An 18531-nucleotide genomic window follows, 5' to 3' on the forward strand; every position below is an offset into this window, starting at 1 on the left:
ATAGGAAAATTTAAAAATTTGCAAAACTTTGCGGAATACCGCGTTTATGTTGTGAACTTTATAACAAATAGCAAAAAACAAAGCAGTCTAGGAGTGCTAACTTTAGGAGGAATCGTCAGAATTGTAACTGTGATATGCTTCCGAAACTAGTATAAAGACGCGCTTTTTACACCTAACTTGTGAGATGAATAGGAGTGCGCGAGTCAGTATCTTTCATGTGGGTGTTCCTTGTTGAAATAACTGGCATCGCGTCTTCAGTATCACATAAGGTATGCTCTTCACGGTGCTTATGGAAGAAATATACTTTCCATTCATCCACACAAACGCTCTTTCTGTGTTTACGATTAATCTAATCCCACAGCGGGAATATATCTCCGTCGCAAGGAGTTTCTATGAATTCCGACCTGATGCCGTCATCCGAACCGATCTTACCAGTTACGTCAAATCTTGATTCAGCCAAGCTATCCGTATCTGCTACTCCGACTCAAAATCATGCTTATGCAAAAGAAACTTTATCAGACAATAGCGAAGCTACTTTAGATGAAAGCGCGAATCGTGTTTCTCCAATTCCACCACCTAGCGAACCGATGCAGTACCGAGCAATTGGTCTAATTCGAGGTCGTTACGTGAGTAGTGCCGAACAATTTACTCAAGGTTCGCTTGTTACCGCAGATGGCGCCTCTATCAACACCGTTCTCCTTGGACGGATGATGAGTTTGGTTAAAAATCATCTCGACCTGCAACAAGAACATTTATGGGTTGTTTACCCACGTACTCGCCAAGAGAATGACCAACTACACCTTCAAATAGTTGGTGTTTGGGAGCCAGAAAAACTTGCTAAATCAAATAATATTGAAGAAACAGAAAGATTACCATCCTTACACAGTAATGAATCATCCGAAGTTCCTACATCTTCATCAACTGTTTTAGATGGTAAGTTCTCTGTGCGTGGTGAGGTTGTTTACCAAGCGCAAGATGGTAGCAATTTGGTCATAAAAATCAAGCAAGCTCCCCGCAAGCAGGATGATAAACCTAAATATTTCAAACTAAAGCTTAAAGGAACTCTTGACGCCAGAGCTGTAGGTAAGTTTTGGGATATAGAAGTTATACGCCAAGGTGACGATCTTGCCATCGAAAGCGGAAAAGCAATTGCTGACCTGCCCAAAAAACGGCGCCCACCATTTAAAGCAGGCCCAGGAGGAGGAAAAAGACCCTTTAATAGCTTTAATAAAGGTGGTTCTAAAAAGCCATTCAAGAGACCAAGCAACGGCGAAACACCACTGCCAATTAAAAAAGGTAGTGATGTTAACGTAGCACCTAGACCTACAACAACGTCGGGGCGCCCAACTCCCAAACCTGTTAAACGTCCAAAACCTGAAGAAGCATGAAATAGTGCTGAGTGCTGAGTGGTGAGTAAAAGTTAGGAGTTAGGAGTTAGGAGTTAGGAGTTGGAGAAGTTATAAGTTGTCATTAGCCACGCAGCGTTCCGGCGGAGCATTTGCCGCAGGCTAGAATCTTTAAGACCTCAATAAGTTATAGAGATGCTTCACTGCGGTGATTCATAACAAAGGAAGGGACTCAACACTCAGCACTCAGCACTCAGCACTCAGCACTCAACACTCAACACTCAACACTCAACACTCAACACTCAACACTCAACACTCAGCACTCAGCACTCAGCACTTAACACTTAAAATTCTGTCCATCGGTCTTGTGGTAAAAACGAACGCTCCATTGAAATTGAAGCCACAGGTTCGGTGAGCGTAAATTTACCCTCTTCAATCCATTGTTTTAATTCAATTGCAACTTGTAATGAAAGATACATACTTGCAAGGGGGGCGGTTCTTACATTTTTACCCTCGATGGTAATGCGTCCTGATTTTAGTTGGGCATAACTTACTAACCCAAATGTCGGACGAACACGTCGAGGAATTGAAAAATCTACTATTGGCGCCACTAGTTCTTTGTCTTGAATTGCACAGCGAGCTACTACTTCTTCATTAAGTACAGGGTAAGGAACGCCTACACCCAGCATTAAAGATGGGCCATAATTTTTAAAGTAACAGCCTCGCACCCAACGAGCGTCCATTGATTTCGCATCGCCAATCAATGCTAAAGTGGCAGCCGGACCTATAGGAGTGTCGTTAGGTAATCGCTTTTGTAAAGGAAAATGTTGAGTACCTTCCCATGTCACGTAACCAACTCCTCCACCTAGAAAAATCCTTGTACCGATACCAACGAGTTGTAATTTTGGGTCGTTGAGAAGCGGTGATATTGCACCCGGATTTGAAAATACAGCATTTCCCAACCGGGGTTGTAACGGTCCTAAATATGTAAATAGTTGTCTTTCTCCTCCATTTACACCCACTATAAAATTTTGATAAAGGTTTCTGGGGTTAAATAAATAAAACTGATTTATGGTTTCGCGCGAAATTGTCGTTTCAAATGAAGCACGGGGGTAACAGTCGGTTACTTGCCCTTCTGCCCGCAATTGTATTGGTTTTCCGGCAATCAAATCTTCTATGACGTGCCCACCACCACGTTTAAACTTAGGTGTCGTTTTCCGAACACGCGCTTCTTCACCGTCTTTTGTTTCTACTGTACAACTGGCGCCTATATATAAATCAACAGCACCAAAACCAGAATATGCTGGCACTCCATCTAGCCAACAACGCCGAATTTTTATTGGTGGGTCAGTATGTCCTAAGTTTATTATGGCGCCGCTTGATTCCATTGGTTCAAATGTTCCAGTGGTAATTACATCAACTTCTTTAGCGACTTGAGTAACACCAACTTCTGCAACTCTTGCTTTGATTTCAGAAGCGGTTAAAACTACAGCTTTTTGTTGACCAATTTTTTCATTGATTTCCGCAAGTGTTCGCATCATCGTGTCCTGTTATAGGCAGTCTCATCTTGGGAAACATAGATATAGGATTCGAGTATACGGATTCTTCTATGCTCATGGCATATAGGTTATCAGGTTAGCACTCTACTTTTATTTATAAATCGATGAATATTTCTAACTCTGAACGAGAATTTTTATCTTTGGTTTCTAGGCTAGAACAAATGGAACGCCAGCAAGTACTACTCAAACAGTATTTGCAAGGGATGAAACGCGAGTTAGATAATTTAATAGATAAATTTGAGAATCGACCCGATGTCCAAATTGTAGAAAGTTTACAGTGGGAAGTAGCAGATTTACAAAATCTTTTTTATCAACAAGCTGACATAAATTCAGATATAGAATTTTCTAAATTTGATAAATCTGAATCTTTGCTACACACTACTGCTATTTTTTTAGAAGCAATTGATACTATTTATGTTCAAAAAAGTAATAACACTGGCAATACAACAAGACCTTCTAAAAAACTCAATGATGAAGAATTTAAGATAGAGCGTATGCTATTGCTACTTAATCAAATGTATATAGCCCAAGAGCGCACGTCCATCAATCTTGATGAATTGCTAAATCGTTATCAAAACGGAGAACGTAATTTTTGTGAAGTTGAACTAGAAGGTGCTTTATTTACTGGATATTCGCTAAATAATATTAAGCTAAATCGAGCTAATTTAAACGGCACCGATTTTAGCGGTATTGATTTACGCTATGCTGACCTTAGCGATGCTAATCTTCAGAATGCCAACCTGCATAATACTAACTTATATGGCGCCAATTTGACAAATGCTAATCTCAACAATGCTAATTTGAGTGGAGCAAAGCTAACTCGTACTAAGTTAGATGGTGCAAATCTTAGTTGTGCTGATTTAAGCGGTGTTGATTTTAGTGAAATTAAGCTAAATCGAATTGATTTAAGTGGTGCAAATTTAAGTTGGTCTACGTTACGTAAAGCTGAGTTGAAAAATATAGACATGAGAGGCGCCCGTTTAAGTCGAGCTGATTTATTAGATGCCAATATAGCGGGTGTAAATTTAGACGATGCAAATCTCCAACATGCGGTTTATAACGAAGCTACTGTTTTCCCTGATAATTTTGATCCTGCCACAAAAGGCGCCTATTTAATAGCACCTGGTGCCTGTTTAGAAAACGCGCTTTTAACTAGTGTACAGCTTGGTAACACTAATTTAAGCGGTGCCAATCTTAAGGGTGCAAATTTAACTGGTGCTGATTTGAGTGGAACAGATTTACGTGAAGCTAATTTAAGTGGTGCTTATTTAACTAAAGCAAGATTAGAAGGTGCTAATTTATTATTTGCTAATTTAAGTGATGCTGATTTGACTGAAGCACAACTAAGTGACCCAGAAGGCGAATTTCCAGCAAATATGATTGGTGTTAATTTAAGTGGGGCTAATTTGAGTCGCGTTAAACTAACACATATTAATTTAACTACAGCTAATCTTAGCAAAGCTAATCTTAAGTATGTGCAAGATTTTACACATAATTTGAGCGCTGCTAATTTAACAGGTGTTAATTTGATGGGTATGTACTTAAGTAATATAAATTTGAGTGGCGCCAATTTAACAGCAGCAAACTTATCTGGTTCGTGCTTACGTGGCGCCAATCTTAGTAACGCTAATTTCAAGAACGCTGATTTACGTGGCGCCGATTTGCGCGACACAAATTTGAAAGACACAAACTTTGCAGACGCTAATTTAAGCGGAGCAATAATGAAATAGTATTAAGCCACTCCGTAAGCTAAGTTTATCTCTTATTAAATTCTAGGCTATATTTAGCCCAACCTCCGTTTCAGCTATTTAAGATTTACTTTATAAATGACCTCTAATTCACAAATTCAAAGTCAACAAGAAGTCTATTTATTCCATCCATTATTATTGGAAATTTTTCTTCAGGTACATTTAACTCCTGAAAACATTTATCTCTATATATTTCTTGTTGAGTAAAATTAGTAATGGCTTTAAGTAATGGCTTCTTGACTTCGTAGCTTTCTTCAGCTTTAGCGATTGCCCGTGCAGGTATTTCGTTATTTACACGCAATATTGCTAAGTCAATCAAATCTCTAGATTGTGTACTTGAATCGTTCCATCGATCAGCATTAGCCATTAGTTTAGATGTAAATCTATCGCTTATACTCAAACAAGGAATTTTTGTCCATTGAGGATAAACAGGAGGGTCTAAAGTAAAAGTACCATTGGCTACAATTTCTACTTTAATAGTTGTTTCATTGACTACAACAGGGAAACGAATGCCATATTGATTTATTGTAGTGTCACCTAATTCGATATCTCTTGTACTTTGAAATAATGCTACAATTCCTTCATCGTAAATCAAATTTCTTAAATACCTGTAATTTTCAGTTCCATAAGGGAAGAGAAAATCAACATCTTTACTAAGCCTGTATTCATCATACTCTAACGCCAAGAGTGTACCACCGCCAAAGTATGCAAAAGCTTTTTTGAAAACTTCTGGATTAAAAGCATCAAGGATTTTAAGTATATTATTGTGATGTTCGATACTAAACATTTCAAAATCCGGTAATATCCAAGAGTTATATTTTTTTGCTAAATAATGAACAAAATCCTTTTCTTCTCGTTTTAAATTGTTGAAGGTAGTTTGATGATGCCAATTGCGTTGATACAATTGAACCATTTCTTTTTCACTCATTTGATATACATTTTTTAGCTGCCAACCAATAGACTCTAGAAATGGTAGTTTTTGTTGATTGAGCATAAAATTAATTTTTTAATTTTATATTGAAGTTAATTATTTTCTAGTTTCTTCCATGTCAGGATTTGTAGAGACGTGTAATCCGGAGGATTTCCCGGAGGGATTAATCACGTCTCCACGATTCACGTCTCCACGAGGGCGCCGTTTTTTACCAAACCCATATTTGAATAAGTTTATAATCCAGGTTTGGAAGTCGTCTATATAACTAAATAAGACTGGTACAACAAGCAGTGTTAGCAATGTTGATGTTGTAAAACCTCCTAAAATTGACACTCCCATTGGTTGACGAACTTCGGCGCCTGCTCCAATTCCTAATGCTAATGGAATTGTGCCTGCAATACTCGCTAATGATGTCATTATGATAGGACGCAATCGCGATACACCAGCTTCGATTAACGCTGCGCGCTGCGGTTTTCCTTCTTCCATGTTAATAATGGTGTAGTCTACGAGCAAAATAGAGTTCTTAGTAACGATACCTAACAACAATACAATTCCAATCAGCGCGTATATACCCAATGCTTTTTGTGATACTAATAAGCCAATTAAGGCGCCTCCCAAACAAAATGGTAATGCTGCCATGATGGTAATAGGGTGCAAAAAGTTGTTGTAAAGTAGCACCAATATCGCGTATATACAGGTAATTGCCAAAAGTACAGCTAAACCAAAGCGACTAAAAATATCCTGCATAATTTTTGCGTCACCTGAGCTACGCTGAATAACTTCAGCAGGCAAAGAAAGCAGCGCTGGCAACTGAGAAACTTTGGTTAAAGCATCACCTAATGACAATCCGGTTAAGTTAGCTTCTACTGAGACTTGACGCAGACGGTCAAAACGGTTGATTGTTGAAGGTCCACTACCAAATTTAATATCCGCAACGGAAAGTAGCGGTACTGTGCCCCCATTTGAAGAAGGTACACGAAGATTTTTGAGTGTATTAATATCTGCCCTAGCTTTGGGGTCAATTTGTACACGTATGGGAATTTGACGGTCGGGTAAATTAAATTTTGCCAGGTTGGCTTCGTTATCACCAATTGTTGCTAACGATGCTGTTCGTGCTATTGATTGTACGGTGACTCCTAAATCTGCCGCACGCTGTGGGTCTGGAATGACAAGTATTTCTGGTTTAACTAAACTGGCACTTGAAGATACTTCAACGATACCAGGTATTGTCCGCATTTGTGATTCCAACGTTACAGCAGACCTATTTAACGCTTCGGGGTTTTCGCTTTGTAATAATATAGTTAAGTCTTTACGACCACCAACGGCACCTGCCGAAGCAAAACTAATACGGGCGCCAGGTACTTTTTCAAGTAATGGGCGTGTTTGATTTTCGTATTCAATTTGAGAAATATTACGTTGTTCTCTAGGTTTTAGTTTAACTGTCAGTGAAGCCGTATTTATTTGTTCTGTTGCGAGAACACTTTCTACTAAAGGATTTTGGCGAATAATATTAGTTGCTGTAGCGCTTGCTCTTTCAACATCTTTTAACGTTGAACCTGGTGGTAATTCAATATTTACCGTAGAAATACCGATATCTCCACCATCCACTAACCCTTTAGGAATAAGCGGTACAAGCATTAAAGAAGCTATAAAGAATCCAATGGCGATGCCAATTGTAATGATGCGATGGCGCAATGACCATTTTAACAGTGAGGCATAAGGTTTAAAACGGCGCCCCTTACCACGATTCAAATTAGACACACGAACTGCGTCTCTACCTTCAGCATTTTGACCTTCGTGCTTATCTTTGAGTAAATAGGCGCCCATCATAGGAGTAACCATGCGCGCTACTAAGGTAGAAAAAAGAGTAGAAACGGCAACAGTAACACCAAATGGTTGGAAAAATTGACCTGGAACCCCTCCCATAAAGGCAACAGGTAAAAATACGGCAATGATTGTAGCACCCGATGCAATTGCAGCTAACCCGACTTCAGCAGAGGAGTCGAAGGCAGCTTTCATTGGCGTTTTGCCCATCGCCATGTGCCGTTCCATATTTTCAATTTCTACTACCGCGTCATCGACTAAGTTACCCACCGCCAAAGCTAACCCTAACAATGTCATATTGTTAAGCGTGTAACCTAGCGCTTGCTGTACAGCAAAAGTCGGTATCATCGATAAAGGCAACGCCACAGCAGTAATTAATGTCGCACGCCAATCACGTAAAAATAATAAAATTACTATTACCGCCAGTACTGACGCTTGAATTAATTCATCAATGGTGCTTTCGTAAGACTGCCTAACAAAGGTAGCGCGTGTAAAAATTAGCTCAAGTTTGACATCTTTAGGCAGAGTTTTTTGTAGTTGTGCGACTGCTTGCTTTACTCCTTCCTCAACAGTCACCATAACGCTACCCGTACTTCGCAACACTTGAAAAGCAACAACGGGTTTATTATTTAATTTTGCTGCTTGACGAACATCGCCAAAACTATCATCTATATTTCCCAAAGAAGCTAAAGGTACACTTCCTCCCCCAGGCAAGACAATTTCATAATTTTTGAGAGCAGAAACACTTTCGGCACTACCAAGAGTACGAATACTTTGCTCGCTGCCACCAACTTCAGCGCGTCCTCCAGGTAAATTAATGTTGAACGCTCGAATTTGGTCGTTTACTTGAGTGGCAGTAATACCCAAAGACTGTAATCTTTCTGGGTCTAAGTTTACACGTATTTCCCTGTCAACTCCTCCAACACGGTTAATTTGAGCAACTCCACGAACACCCAGAAGCGCACGGCTAATTGTTTGGTCAACTAAATTACTCAAGTCTTCGACCGAACGAGATTCTGATGTCACCGCGTAGGTCATGATTGGACCACCAGAAAATTCCAACCGTCTTACGATTGGGTCATTAACATCTTGGGGTAAATTTTGTCGTATTTGGGCAATTGCGTTACGAACATCGTTTGTTGCACGGTCAGTGTTTGTACCCAAAACAAAATTAATCGTTGTAACGCTAGAACCATCAGTGACTGTCGAGCGTAACTCGTCGATATTACCCAAAGAAGCAACGGCATCTTCTACTTTTTTAGTAACTTGTGATTCCAGTTCGGCAGGACCTGCACCAGGTTGTGTTACTGTCACCGAAACAGTCGGAACGTCAATATTAGGGTTGATATCTATTCCCAAAGTAGTGAACGAATACCAACCAATTAAGGTCAAAATTATAAATAAAATTATGGTCGGGACTGGTTTTTTTATCGACCAAGCTGAAATATTAAATGACATTAAATTAAGTTAGGAGTTAGGAATTAGGAATTATGAGTTAGTTGCCACTCTAACTGTGTCACCATCTTTGATGTAACCGGCGCCATCGATGACCACTTTGTCACCTACTTTCAAACCGTCTTTAATTTCAATACGGTTATTATTGAGTATTTCTCCCACTTGTACTTTCTGGGCTTTTACTTTGTCTTCACCCATTAGAATGAATACAATCGCACTGCCATCAGATTGTGGTTGAACAGCTTTTTGTGGGACTGCAACACCAATAGCAGTTGATGTGTTAATTTCACCAGTCGCGAACATTCCTGGTTTGAGCAAATTTGTGGGTGGCAAGTCTATTCTTACGGTTGCTTCGCGTCGCTGTTGGTTTACCACTGGCTCAATTTCTCTAACTGTGCCAATTAAACGAACTCGGTTATCGCGGTCTGAAGTTACTTGTACCGAAGCGCCAATTCTAACTTGAGGTAACTGAACCTCTGGGACTTGCGCTTGTAATTCTAATTTGCCGTCTTGAACAATAGAAAATAGCTTTTGTGAGCCACCAACTACAGTACCAATTTGACTTTGTGGTGGAACTCCCGTCACATCACCCACACGCACTAGCTTCTCTGCTATATATCCTGAAACTGGCGCCCGAACAACAGTCTGACTTAGCTGCGTTTTGATTTGCTCTAATCTAGCATTATTACTCTTGACACTAGCAATTGCACTCGACGTTCCAGCTTCAGCAATACGAACCGCTGCAGTTGCGCTACCGACGTTTGCTTGTGCAGTGGCAACGTTTGCTTGAGCATTACGTATATTTGCCTCAGATTGACGCACTGCTTCACGCGCTGTAGCCAAAGTGGTTTCTAAGGTGTCTAATGCTTGACGACTAATGGCGCCTTGAGCGAAAAGTTGTTGATTACGGGTAACATTTCGCTGTGCATCATTTAATCTTGCCCGTGCTTGTCCTAAATCAGCTTGTCTTTGCTGCACAACTGCTTGTGCAGATGCGACTGCCGCTTGTGCTGCTTCAACTGCTGCTTGCCTTGATATTACATCAGCTTGCTTCGATGAAACATCTGCCTGTCTTGATTCAATATCTGCTCTTGCTTGACGAATTTGGTCTTGTATGACTGAGTTATCAAGTACTGCCATGACTTGACCTGCTTTTACAAAGTCACCAATATCTACCAACACTTGCTTAACTTGTAAACCATTACTTTGTGGCAATACTGGCGTCAAGTCTCGTGCGGCAATGTTTCCCGTTACTGGCAAGGTACGAGCAATTCGAGTTGTTTCAGCTTGTGCAAGAGTCACAGTCATACTTGGCGCCACACTAGTTGACGCTGCTACCTGTTTGGCTTGTGGCATAGCACCCGGACGCTGGCTAAATGCTCGTATCCCTCCTAGGGCAATAATTATTCCCATTCCCAAACCAAGCATCAATGGAGTCAACCATCCCCGTTTTGGTCTTGGTGGTTCCGAATGCCAATCTTCCTCATCAACCGATATTGGTTTCCGCACTTCCAACTCAGAAAAACTTTCTTCCCCCACAATTAATGCCTCCAGTATGACCAAGTTGAATTTACGCAGTTTTGTTTTGTTTAAGAAAGTTTTCAAACAATTACTACATCTTAACTATGCCGCACAAATTTGACTTCTGCCTGTAGAATATGTCACCCGATAGCATGATTTTTAATCAATGACGAAGCGCGTCACACTCTTGACAATGCCTTAATCACCATCAAATCATCGTCAAATCACCGCAGCACAATGAGTTGATGTGAAAAAATAACAATCATAATAGGTTATTTAAATTTGTCCACCAAAGAAACCGGGTTTCTAGCCCAAATTCTCGTTTTGATTACAAATTAAGACAAAAAAACCCGGTTTCTCAAAGCTTATGCTTTACCAACTAAATTTAATAGTTATTATGTATTATAGTGAGTTAGCGTAGTAAGCCTGCAGTTTTAAGGCGCCTAAATATATAACTCATTAACCATAAATCTTTGCATCTACCTAAAGGCATAGCATATCCTGTGATAAGGGCAGAAAAACTTTTCTCGTCTGTGCAAGCGATTCGGGCAATTTAATGAATAGTGATGGTAGCTACGAACAAAATCTGGGAAAAATCTGTATAACCCTTAATTAATCAAACTATGTCTAAGTAGATTGATTAAGAAAACCCATTAATACATAGTATCTAGATTCATACCAATATGTTTAATACAACTGAAATTTTAATTGATGCGTTTGTAAAGCAGATTCGTGAAGGATATAGACGTACTTACGGCTGTCTAAAAACAGATTATCAAGATATTATCGCTTGGGCTGGCAATATGGCGTTAGAGAACATTGCCAACAGTGACGCTCTTTATCACAACGTCGAACATTCTATTTTAGTAACCCTAGTTGGGCAAGAGATTCTTCGTGGTAAGCATATCCGTGAGGGAGGAGTATCGAGCGAAGACTGGTTACACTGTATTATTTCGTTGTTATGTCATGATATTGGCTATGTCAAGGGAGTATGCCGTCAAGACAAAGAAATTGATGGTTTATATTCTACAGGCAAAGAAGGAAAAATGATTCCTTTACCACCTGGCGCCTCTGATGCAAGTCTGACACCTTATCATGTAGACCGAGCGAAACTGTTTATTGATGAGCGATTCGGTGGTCATAAACTTATTGACTCAGAAGTTATCAAAAGCAACATTGAATTAACTCGCTTCCCAGTACCTGCAAAAGAAGACAGTCAAGGAACCCAGTGTTTTGCAGGGTTGGTACGTGCTGCTGATTTAATTGGACAATTGAGCGACCCTCGTTACCTAAATAAAATCACTTCATTGTTCTACGAATTTGAAGAAACAGGAATGAACAAGGTATTAGGGTATAAAACACCTGCGGATTTGCGTAAAAACTACGCCAAGTTCTACTGGAACGGTGTGTTCCCTTATATCCAAGACGGTTTACGTTACTTGTCTTTAACGCAACAGGGTAAACAAATCATAGCCAATCTATACTCCAACGTCTTTGTCGTCGAACACGAGCGCCAAATTGAAGAAAAACTGTACCTCGTTAGTTAAAAGTGCTGAGTGCTGAGTGCTGAGTAGAGTTAGTAGTTAGGAGTTAGGAGTTAGGAGTAAAAAAAAACTCAGCACTCAGCACTTTCTACTCAGTACTTTCTATTCAGCACTTTGTAAAGATTGACATTTTGCCCCACAACGTTGACGATAAACAATTAACTTATAACTATAAGCACTTGACAATTTACATAAACTGACTATGAATTGGTGGCAACGTTTAAAGAAAAACCCTTTAGCAAGGTTTGGGGCAATACTATTGATAATTTTCTATGTATCGGTAATTGGAGCAGACTTTTTTGCTCCATATAGACCCAATGAACCACAAGCAAACGGTTCATTGCTTCCACCCACTAAGATTTATTATCAAACGCGCGATGGAGGAAGGTTTATTGGCCCTCACGTTTACCCAACGACGCAGGGAAAGACCGATTTGAATACGGGCAAACGCGAAATTATCGTAGATTACACCAAACCCTCGCCGATTCGACTATTTACCGCAGGGCCTGAATATAAGCTATTTCAGTTAAGTTTACCATTACCACCTTCATGGCAAGAAGTTGATATTCTGCCAGGTATCACTCTCAACTTGCACTTATTTGGTGCGGATGGTGACGGAAGAGTAAATATTTTGGGAACTGATGACCAAGGTCGCGACCAATTTAGTCGTCTTTTGCACGGTGGTCGTATCAGCTTATTTATAGGAATTGTTGGGGTTGCAATTTCTTTTCCTATCGGGATGTTAGTTGGTGGTATTTCTGGCTACTTTGCTGGTTGGACAGACAGCACGATTATGCGATTTGTTGAAGTGCTAATGACAATTCCTACAACTTATTTATTAATTGCTCTTGCTGCAGTACTACCCCCCGGACTAAGTAGCACTGAACGCTTCTTACTTATCATCGTTATTACCTCGTTTGTTCGTTGGGCTGGTTTGGCACGGGTAATTCGCGGTCAAGTATTATCAATTAAAGAGCGCGAATTTGTTCAAGCTGCACGGGCAATGGGAGGTAAACCTATATACATTATTTTGCGCCATATTTTACCCCAAACAGCGACTTATATAATTATTGCAGCGACTCTTTCAATTCCTAGTTTTATTGAGGCAGAATCGGTATTAAGTTTGATTGGTTTAGGCATTCAACAACCAGATGCCTCTTGGGGTAACATGTTATCGTTAGCTTCAAACGCTTCGATTATAGTGCTACAGCCTTGGTTGATAATACCACCTGCATTGTTAATTATTTTGACTGTACTCGCATTTAACTTACTGGGAGATGGTTTACGTGATGCCCTAGACCCACGCAGTTTACAGCGATAATATTACCTCTTGTAGGATAGGCATCCTGCCTGTCCTTCTTTTTTTTACTTAATATTCATCAGTAAAAAATTCTGGGTCATCATCAGAGACCGAATTCCCTCGAACAGAGCCGCTAAGACCCCATACTGGTATTAGAAGAGCCATACTAATAATTCCAATACCAGCACTAAACGCCAATAGTAAGCCGAAAGGTATTTGAATCGACTGGTAGGACAGAAATCTTAAAGATACAGGTTCAGCGTTTTGGACGGCAACAATAGCAATCGCAATTACCCAGAACGCTATTAGTAAAGATGTTAGTAGGTTGGCAATAGTTTTCATTTTGTTTACTTTTTTAGCGTTTTATTAAGGTTAAAGCTAGGTCAGTCGAACGTATAACGCTGTATATAACAGGATTATGGCGAATTGCGGTTAAAGCACATCTTATAAAAAACTCATCAATTGGTATACAACATAGCTTTTATATTTGCCACAATAGTAAACAAACTACTGTTGTGGCTGTTTCTGTTACATTGTTTCCGCTCGCTACTGCTGGTTGATGAAGCTAAATTGCGCTTAAGTAGTATACCAAATAACCAAAATTAATTTGGCTTAAGTATAGGCTTTATCAATATAGCTGTTGAAAGCACCGTTTTTAATAAATAAAAGCAGTTTTTTGTCGCTGAGGCGCCAAATTTCATTTGAATGAAGTTGGTGTCAAATTTTACATTAAGCTATAACTTGACTCGAACAATGTTAACCCCTCGACCATTCATAAGCTATCATCTTTGGTCATTAGTTACCCCGGCAGCAGGACAACAACGTTTGCATTGTCAAATGCGAAGGGGGTTTATTAAAGCACGTCAGCACGAACCACAAGTAAAAGCTTTATTAAAAAGCGCAACTCCATCACAGCGTATAGGTCTGTTAGCGCAAAAAGGAGTATATGAATTTCATCACAACCCACACCTTCTAAAGCGAGATGATGGCGTTGAAAAAGTCGCACAACTACTGAAATTAAATTATACAACCACAGAAGTCCAACAACGGGTGTTGCAAATCTTAAAAAACTATCATAGTTCACCTTTACTACATAATAAGCAAATAATCCAGTTGACACGTGGTGATGAAGGTTTTCCAAAACCAATTGCCGTAGAAAAACAAGATTACCGTTTTCGATTATACGCAGCAATGGACTGTGTTTTTATAGAAGGTGACATAAATATCCAACATCAACCTGCATCACTACGGACTTTACATATTTTAGACTTCAAAACAGGCAAATCACCATTTGACCGCCGACAAGCGTTAGTTTATTTAGTCGCAGCACGATATTTATACCCTGAGTATCAAGCTATAGCTTCGTTTTATAATTTAGAAGTTGGCAAAAAATCTGAGCTAATCGTAATTTCTGACAGCGAATTAGATAAAATCGAGCAAGAACTGGCAAATATAGCTACTAAACACCAGCAAGATATCGAAAGATATCAACAAAAAGCACAGTTCTTTAACACAATATTTCCACCAAACCCAGGCTACCACTGTCGTTTTTGCCCGTTTAACTCCATTTGCCAATTTTCCAGCGTACCTAAAAAAATAGTATAAATATATTGTGGTACTATTATTTAGTTTTAATCTGATTAAAGTATGAAATGTCTACATTTCCAAAATGAATACTGTAGGCAATATTCAACTGTTCAAGGGTTTCCACAAGCCAAACTATACCGCTTGTCGTCGCTGACTCATAATGATTAAACAGAATTGCGAATCGTTTTGTTAAATAAGGTTTGACTTTACGACAAATCAACACTATTTTGAGTAACAATCCTGTTGTAATCAGGGTACCTTGGTTGGCAATTAAATCAATAAAAGTAAAATGCTGGGGTGATGTTGCACTTTCTACAACTAAAAAGTTTAGTAATTGACTACAGGTACGAACTAATAAAAATTCGTTCATTTTTTGGTCGTTAGTATCTCTTAAAGTATTTTGTAATTGTTTATACAAACGGTTATTAAATTGTAGCTTGCCATATTCTCTATCAATGCCAGAAGTAAGATATTCATATAAGTCATCTTTAAAGGCGCCATAACAAGAAGCTTGAGTATAATTTAAAAATCTTCGTGCCAATTGTTCATAAGTGTAATCACCCTCAACTCTACCCATAAATTGTGTGAGAGCAGCGTTTAAATTTGCTTCACTTAATAAAGTCGGATTATTAACGGGCAAAATTAGTTTACTTGTATTATTATTTTTATCGATTTGTGAAGCTTGATGGCAACGAACTTTCCAAGTAACATAACGCGATAAATCAAGCTCAAAGTCTTTTTGAACTTCAGCTTTAATTTTCTTAACAGTCCACTTATGTTCAATTGTTGAGTCTTCTGTTAGTAAACAATGCTCATATAAATATGGGTAGCGTCGCATTAACGTAGCTAGGGGTTGATGAACATTGCGCTGTGTTTGATTGTGTGAAATTACTTGTGTTAATCGGCGCAAAGCAACATATTGCTCACTTTGGATAAAATTTTTCACTAATATGTGTAGGCGCCGAATTGCCTTTTCGCGAATACTAATAATTTTATGACGAGAAGGTGAAGATTGAAATAAGGTAATTAAATCGGGGATAAAACTATGTATTTGTGGCTGCATGTGCCAGCGATTAATCAAAATATGGCAGCAACGATTAAGAAAAAAATTAAACTCATGTTCAGCGGTTTCAGACGTAGTAATTTTATCTAAAGCCAATAATATCTCTGATTCTGGATAATCAAAACCATTTATAAAAAGTGCTTTAAAACGTACAAGCATCTGATTTGGTGATTCAACTTGCACAAAATGTAGCAAATGTTGATATATCTTTTGTTTTTCAGGAAGGCTTGTATAGTAGAGATTTATTAAATTGCTCACTTGCTTTCACCGCTAATATATAGTGCTGAATGTAAAGACGTGACATGTCGCCTCTTGTGCCGAGTGTCATTTAATAGTAGATTAAAGTCAAATTTAATATTTATATTTTTATCTTTATTTTTATCTCTTATGCAATGTCAATTACCGCTAATTGAAGAAATAATATTCATAAAATTTAAATATATTTACTGATGTACTTAACTTAAGAAAATTTACTGTTTATCGATAATATTACCTGATTATAATTAAAGAATTTTACTTAAGCATCTTACTGTTTTTATATGAGTGACTAAATTTAGTGCGTGATAATTTCCAAAGTAATCTATGAATATACTGAGATTAATCAAGCTTGAATAAAGCTTTGCTATAAAACGATGAATTATCTGTAAAAGTAATTGTAGAGACGCAATTTACCTTGCATCTCTACTCAGAACTCAGCACTCAGAACTTTTTACTCATTACTTTTGAGGTGGCAACTCATCAAGAATAGTAAAGCGAATGTGATTAATAGCTAGCTCACCGATTGAAATATCTTCTTTTGTCAGGCGTACACCTTTACTAAACAAGCTTTCAAATGAAATACCCTTACCGATTTCGATATGGTACCAGCATAGACCCATAAAAAATCGGGTTGGATGAGCGCTATAATATCCTAAGTCATCAGGGTTAGACTCCATTGGCAACCAACCGAAGCCAGGGATATAAAATTCTAACCAGACGTGATTGAAGTCAGGTTGTAAAGGAACATTTTGATGTTCGGCAAATGCAGGACATTTATAGCGTCCAACTGTACGGCAAGCTATGCCATTCAAACGACATAGTGCGAGTAAAACTCCTACGTACTCACCACACGAACCTACACCACGTTCAAGTACAACATCAGGAGAGTCGATATAAGGTTTTATACCGTATGAAAGCTGGTCATACACATAATTACGGATGTTATACATTTTCCGTAAAATATTAGTTTCTGTACCAACAGCGTCTTGTGCTGCGCGAATAACTATACCCGTATCCATTGCCAAGTCATCGTTGTCTACGAGATAGCGCGTTTTGAATTCTTCGGGCAGTTCAGGGATATTTTCGACATCGCGCGGAGTAATGCGGTATTTAATGCCACGCACTTCCACAATTGCCTTCCAACCAAGAACATGGCGTTCACCTGGGGTAAGGGCGTCAAATTTAAAAACCGCAACTCGCTGTCCTTCAACGGTTTGTTCGCTAAAAGGTAGCCCAATTGGTTCAACACTGACGACTTTTTGACGGTCGGTATCGCTGGGTAAAGCAATATGCCATTCTAAAGTGGGCAAATAAATTTCTTCGAGAGGCGCCACTTCCTCAACATAAGACATTTCTATGCGATATCCGTTCGATAAAGCAACACGCTTTTCTGGGTCGTAATGATATTGTAACTTATGAACAAACGTCCGGTCACGATATGCAACCTCATAGTTTGGGTCGGCGTTAGGATTATCGCGCACGTAAGGCTCATCTGATGCATAAGCAACATAGATATTACTTAAGCCATTTTCGTCTGTGTGGATAGCTATGCCTGTAGGAGAATCAAACGGTGTAAGAACATTAAACTGAATTTCTCCTGTTGCGCGGTCGAGAGCATAAACGGTTTGTTCGGTACGGTCGCAAACCCAAAGCGTATCTTCACATACTGCTAAATTTTCTACTCCGACTCCGGGCGCGTAAAAGTGTGTAATTTGCTTGCGTGTGTTACGGTCAAAAATGAGAATTCCACCCAGTTTTTGACAGCTGACGTAAATGGTTGACCCCCATACAGCTATGCCATCAGCAGGATAAGGTAACGTGATGAAATGCTCTAAACCCAAGGAGTTGAGCTTGCATAAATAAACACTGTTATCTCGCACCACCCATAGCGTATCTTCGCAGAGAGCAATGCCTGTTACCCCGGTAAATTCACGCACCTGATGTGGATTCAATACCTTAGTGTTATCTGTATAAGGGTTGATTTCTAGTAAAAATCCCTTTCTTTGGTCAATCGCAATAAGTGTATCCTTGATGAAGGCGATGCCATAAATCGAGGCTGCACAAAGTGGTCTAATTGTTCGTTGCCCAAACATCTTACCCGTAGTTAGATTATTCAAATTATCCAGTGCGTAACTCATACTAAACTTATTTGTCCAACGCTTTGATTTGCCTGAAACTCCAAGAAGCTCTATCTCATTCATGCACAATTTCAGACAATATTTACTCTTATGATGGTAAATTATGTGTTACAAATTACTCTATCGAAAGTCAATATTACTTAGGAATGAGGAAAACTTGCCTATGAAATGTTAATAACATCTATATAGTATTACTTGTGTAGTACTTATATAGATGTATATCTATAACAATAAAGCGTGTAAGCTTAGTCAATGGT

Annotated in this window: 12 protein-coding genes; 5 read left to right on the forward strand and 7 right to left on the reverse strand. The window is 39.0% G+C overall.

Going from position 1 to position 18531, the window contains the following annotated elements; all coding sequences use genetic code 11:
• Positions 1 to 392: 392 nt before the first annotated feature.
• Positions 393 to 1388, forward strand: a complete 996-nt coding sequence (gene patR, locus DSM106972_RS17810; protein WP_127081968.1) for a heterocyst master regulator PatR — start codon at positions 393 to 395, stop codon at positions 1386 to 1388.
• A 302-nt stretch (positions 1389 to 1690) separates the two neighbouring features.
• Here the strand turns inward: patR and DSM106972_RS17815 are convergent, their stop codons facing one another.
• Entirely contained in the window at positions 1691 to 2884 is a 1194-nt protein-coding gene (locus DSM106972_RS17815; protein ID WP_127082216.1) for a homocysteine biosynthesis protein, read from the reverse strand.
• Between the two features lie 125 nt (positions 2885 to 3009).
• Between DSM106972_RS17815 and DSM106972_RS17820 the strand changes: the two genes are divergently transcribed.
• Positions 3010 to 4635 (forward strand): pentapeptide repeat-containing protein, encoded by a 1626-nt coding sequence (locus DSM106972_RS17820; RefSeq protein ID WP_127081969.1) that lies wholly within the window; start codon positions 3010 to 3012, stop codon positions 4633 to 4635.
• A gap of 103 nt (positions 4636 to 4738) precedes the next feature.
• Here the strand turns inward: DSM106972_RS17820 and DSM106972_RS17825 are convergent, their stop codons facing one another.
• The 3 genes from DSM106972_RS17825 to DSM106972_RS17835 are packed head-to-tail and all read right to left on the reverse strand — an operon-like array spanning position 4739 to position 10402.
• A complete protein-coding gene (locus DSM106972_RS17825) occupies positions 4739 to 5647 on the reverse strand; it encodes a nucleotidyl transferase AbiEii/AbiGii toxin family protein (RefSeq protein ID WP_127081970.1) in 909 nt (302 codons plus the stop codon).
• A gap of 33 nt (positions 5648 to 5680) precedes the next feature.
• Positions 5681 to 8866, reverse strand: a complete 3186-nt coding sequence (locus DSM106972_RS17830) for an efflux RND transporter permease subunit (RefSeq protein WP_233787118.1) — start codon at positions 8864 to 8866, stop codon at positions 5681 to 5683.
• A 30-nt stretch (positions 8867 to 8896) separates the two neighbouring features.
• Positions 8897 to 10402, reverse strand: a complete 1506-nt coding sequence (locus DSM106972_RS17835) for an efflux RND transporter periplasmic adaptor subunit (protein ID WP_127081971.1) — start codon at positions 10400 to 10402, stop codon at positions 8897 to 8899.
• Positions 10403 to 11067: 665 nt separating this feature from the next.
• Between DSM106972_RS17835 and DSM106972_RS17840 the strand changes: the two genes are divergently transcribed.
• Both DSM106972_RS17840 and DSM106972_RS17845 read left to right on the forward strand, forming a co-directional pair.
• Entirely contained in the window at positions 11068 to 11931 is an 864-nt protein-coding gene (locus tag DSM106972_RS17840; RefSeq protein ID WP_019491173.1) for an Npun_R2479 family HD domain-containing metalloprotein, read from the forward strand.
• A 199-nt stretch (positions 11932 to 12130) separates the two neighbouring features.
• Positions 12131 to 13249, forward strand: a complete 1119-nt coding sequence (locus DSM106972_RS17845) for an ABC transporter permease (RefSeq protein WP_127081972.1) — start codon at positions 12131 to 12133, stop codon at positions 13247 to 13249.
• 48 nt (positions 13250 to 13297) lie between these two features.
• Here DSM106972_RS17845 and DSM106972_RS17850 read toward each other — a convergent pair whose 3' ends face one another.
• Positions 13298 to 13570, reverse strand: a complete 273-nt coding sequence (locus DSM106972_RS17850) for a lipopolysaccharide assembly protein LapA domain-containing protein (RefSeq protein ID WP_127081973.1) — start codon at positions 13568 to 13570, stop codon at positions 13298 to 13300.
• Positions 13571 to 13981: 411 nt separating this feature from the next.
• On the opposite strand from DSM106972_RS17850, the gene DSM106972_RS17855 reads away from it, so the two are divergent.
• A complete protein-coding gene (locus tag DSM106972_RS17855; RefSeq protein ID WP_127082217.1) occupies positions 13982 to 14833 on the forward strand; it encodes a PD-(D/E)XK nuclease family protein in 852 nt (283 codons plus the stop codon).
• A 16-nt stretch (positions 14834 to 14849) separates the two neighbouring features.
• On the opposite strand, the gene DSM106972_RS17860 is transcribed toward DSM106972_RS17855, so the two are convergent.
• Positions 14850 to 16136, reverse strand: coding sequence for a Sll1247 family protein (locus tag DSM106972_RS17860; RefSeq protein ID WP_127081974.1), 1287 nt, complete (start codon positions 16134 to 16136; stop codon positions 14850 to 14852).
• A 458-nt stretch (positions 16137 to 16594) separates the two neighbouring features.
• Positions 16595 to 18274: a transglutaminase domain-containing protein gene (locus DSM106972_RS17865; protein ID WP_127081975.1), complete on the reverse strand. Its 1680-nt coding sequence runs from the start codon at positions 18272 to 18274 to the stop codon at positions 16595 to 16597.
• Between the last annotated feature and the right edge of the window lie 257 nt (positions 18275 to 18531).

It is taken from the genome of Dulcicalothrix desertica PCC 7102 (assembly GCF_003991905.1).
GTDB classification, from domain to species: domain Bacteria; phylum Cyanobacteriota; class Cyanobacteriia; order Cyanobacteriales; family Nostocaceae; genus Dulcicalothrix; species Dulcicalothrix desertica.

Excerpts from the sequence above, each read along its gene's own strand:
- DSM106972_RS17850 (WP_127081973.1), bottom strand. The coding sequence starts at position 13,570 with ATGAAAACTATTGCCAACCTACTAACATCTTTACTAATAGCGTTCTGG.
- DSM106972_RS17865 (WP_127081975.1), bottom strand. The coding sequence starts at position 18,274 with ATGAGTTACGCACTGGATAATTTGAATAATCTAACTACGGGTAAGATG.
- DSM106972_RS17830 (WP_233787118.1), bottom strand. The coding sequence starts at position 8,866 with ATGTCATTTAATATTTCAGCTTGGTCGATAAAAAAACCAGTCCCGACC.
- DSM106972_RS17840 (WP_019491173.1), top strand. The coding sequence starts at position 11,068 with ATGTTTAATACAACTGAAATTTTAATTGATGCGTTTGTAAAGCAGATT.
- DSM106972_RS17855 (WP_127082217.1), top strand. The coding sequence starts at position 13,982 with ATGTTAACCCCTCGACCATTCATAAGCTATCATCTTTGGTCATTAGTT.
- DSM106972_RS17845 (WP_127081972.1), top strand. The coding sequence starts at position 12,131 with ATGAATTGGTGGCAACGTTTAAAGAAAAACCCTTTAGCAAGGTTTGGG.
- DSM106972_RS17820 (WP_127081969.1), top strand. The coding sequence starts at position 3,010 with ATGAATATTTCTAACTCTGAACGAGAATTTTTATCTTTGGTTTCTAGG.
- patR (WP_127081968.1), top strand. The coding sequence starts at position 393 with ATGAATTCCGACCTGATGCCGTCATCCGAACCGATCTTACCAGTTACG.
- DSM106972_RS17825 (WP_127081970.1), bottom strand. The coding sequence starts at position 5,647 with ATGCTCAATCAACAAAAACTACCATTTCTAGAGTCTATTGGTTGGCAG.
- DSM106972_RS17815 (WP_127082216.1), bottom strand. The coding sequence starts at position 2,884 with ATGCGAACACTTGCGGAAATCAATGAAAAAATTGGTCAACAAAAAGCT.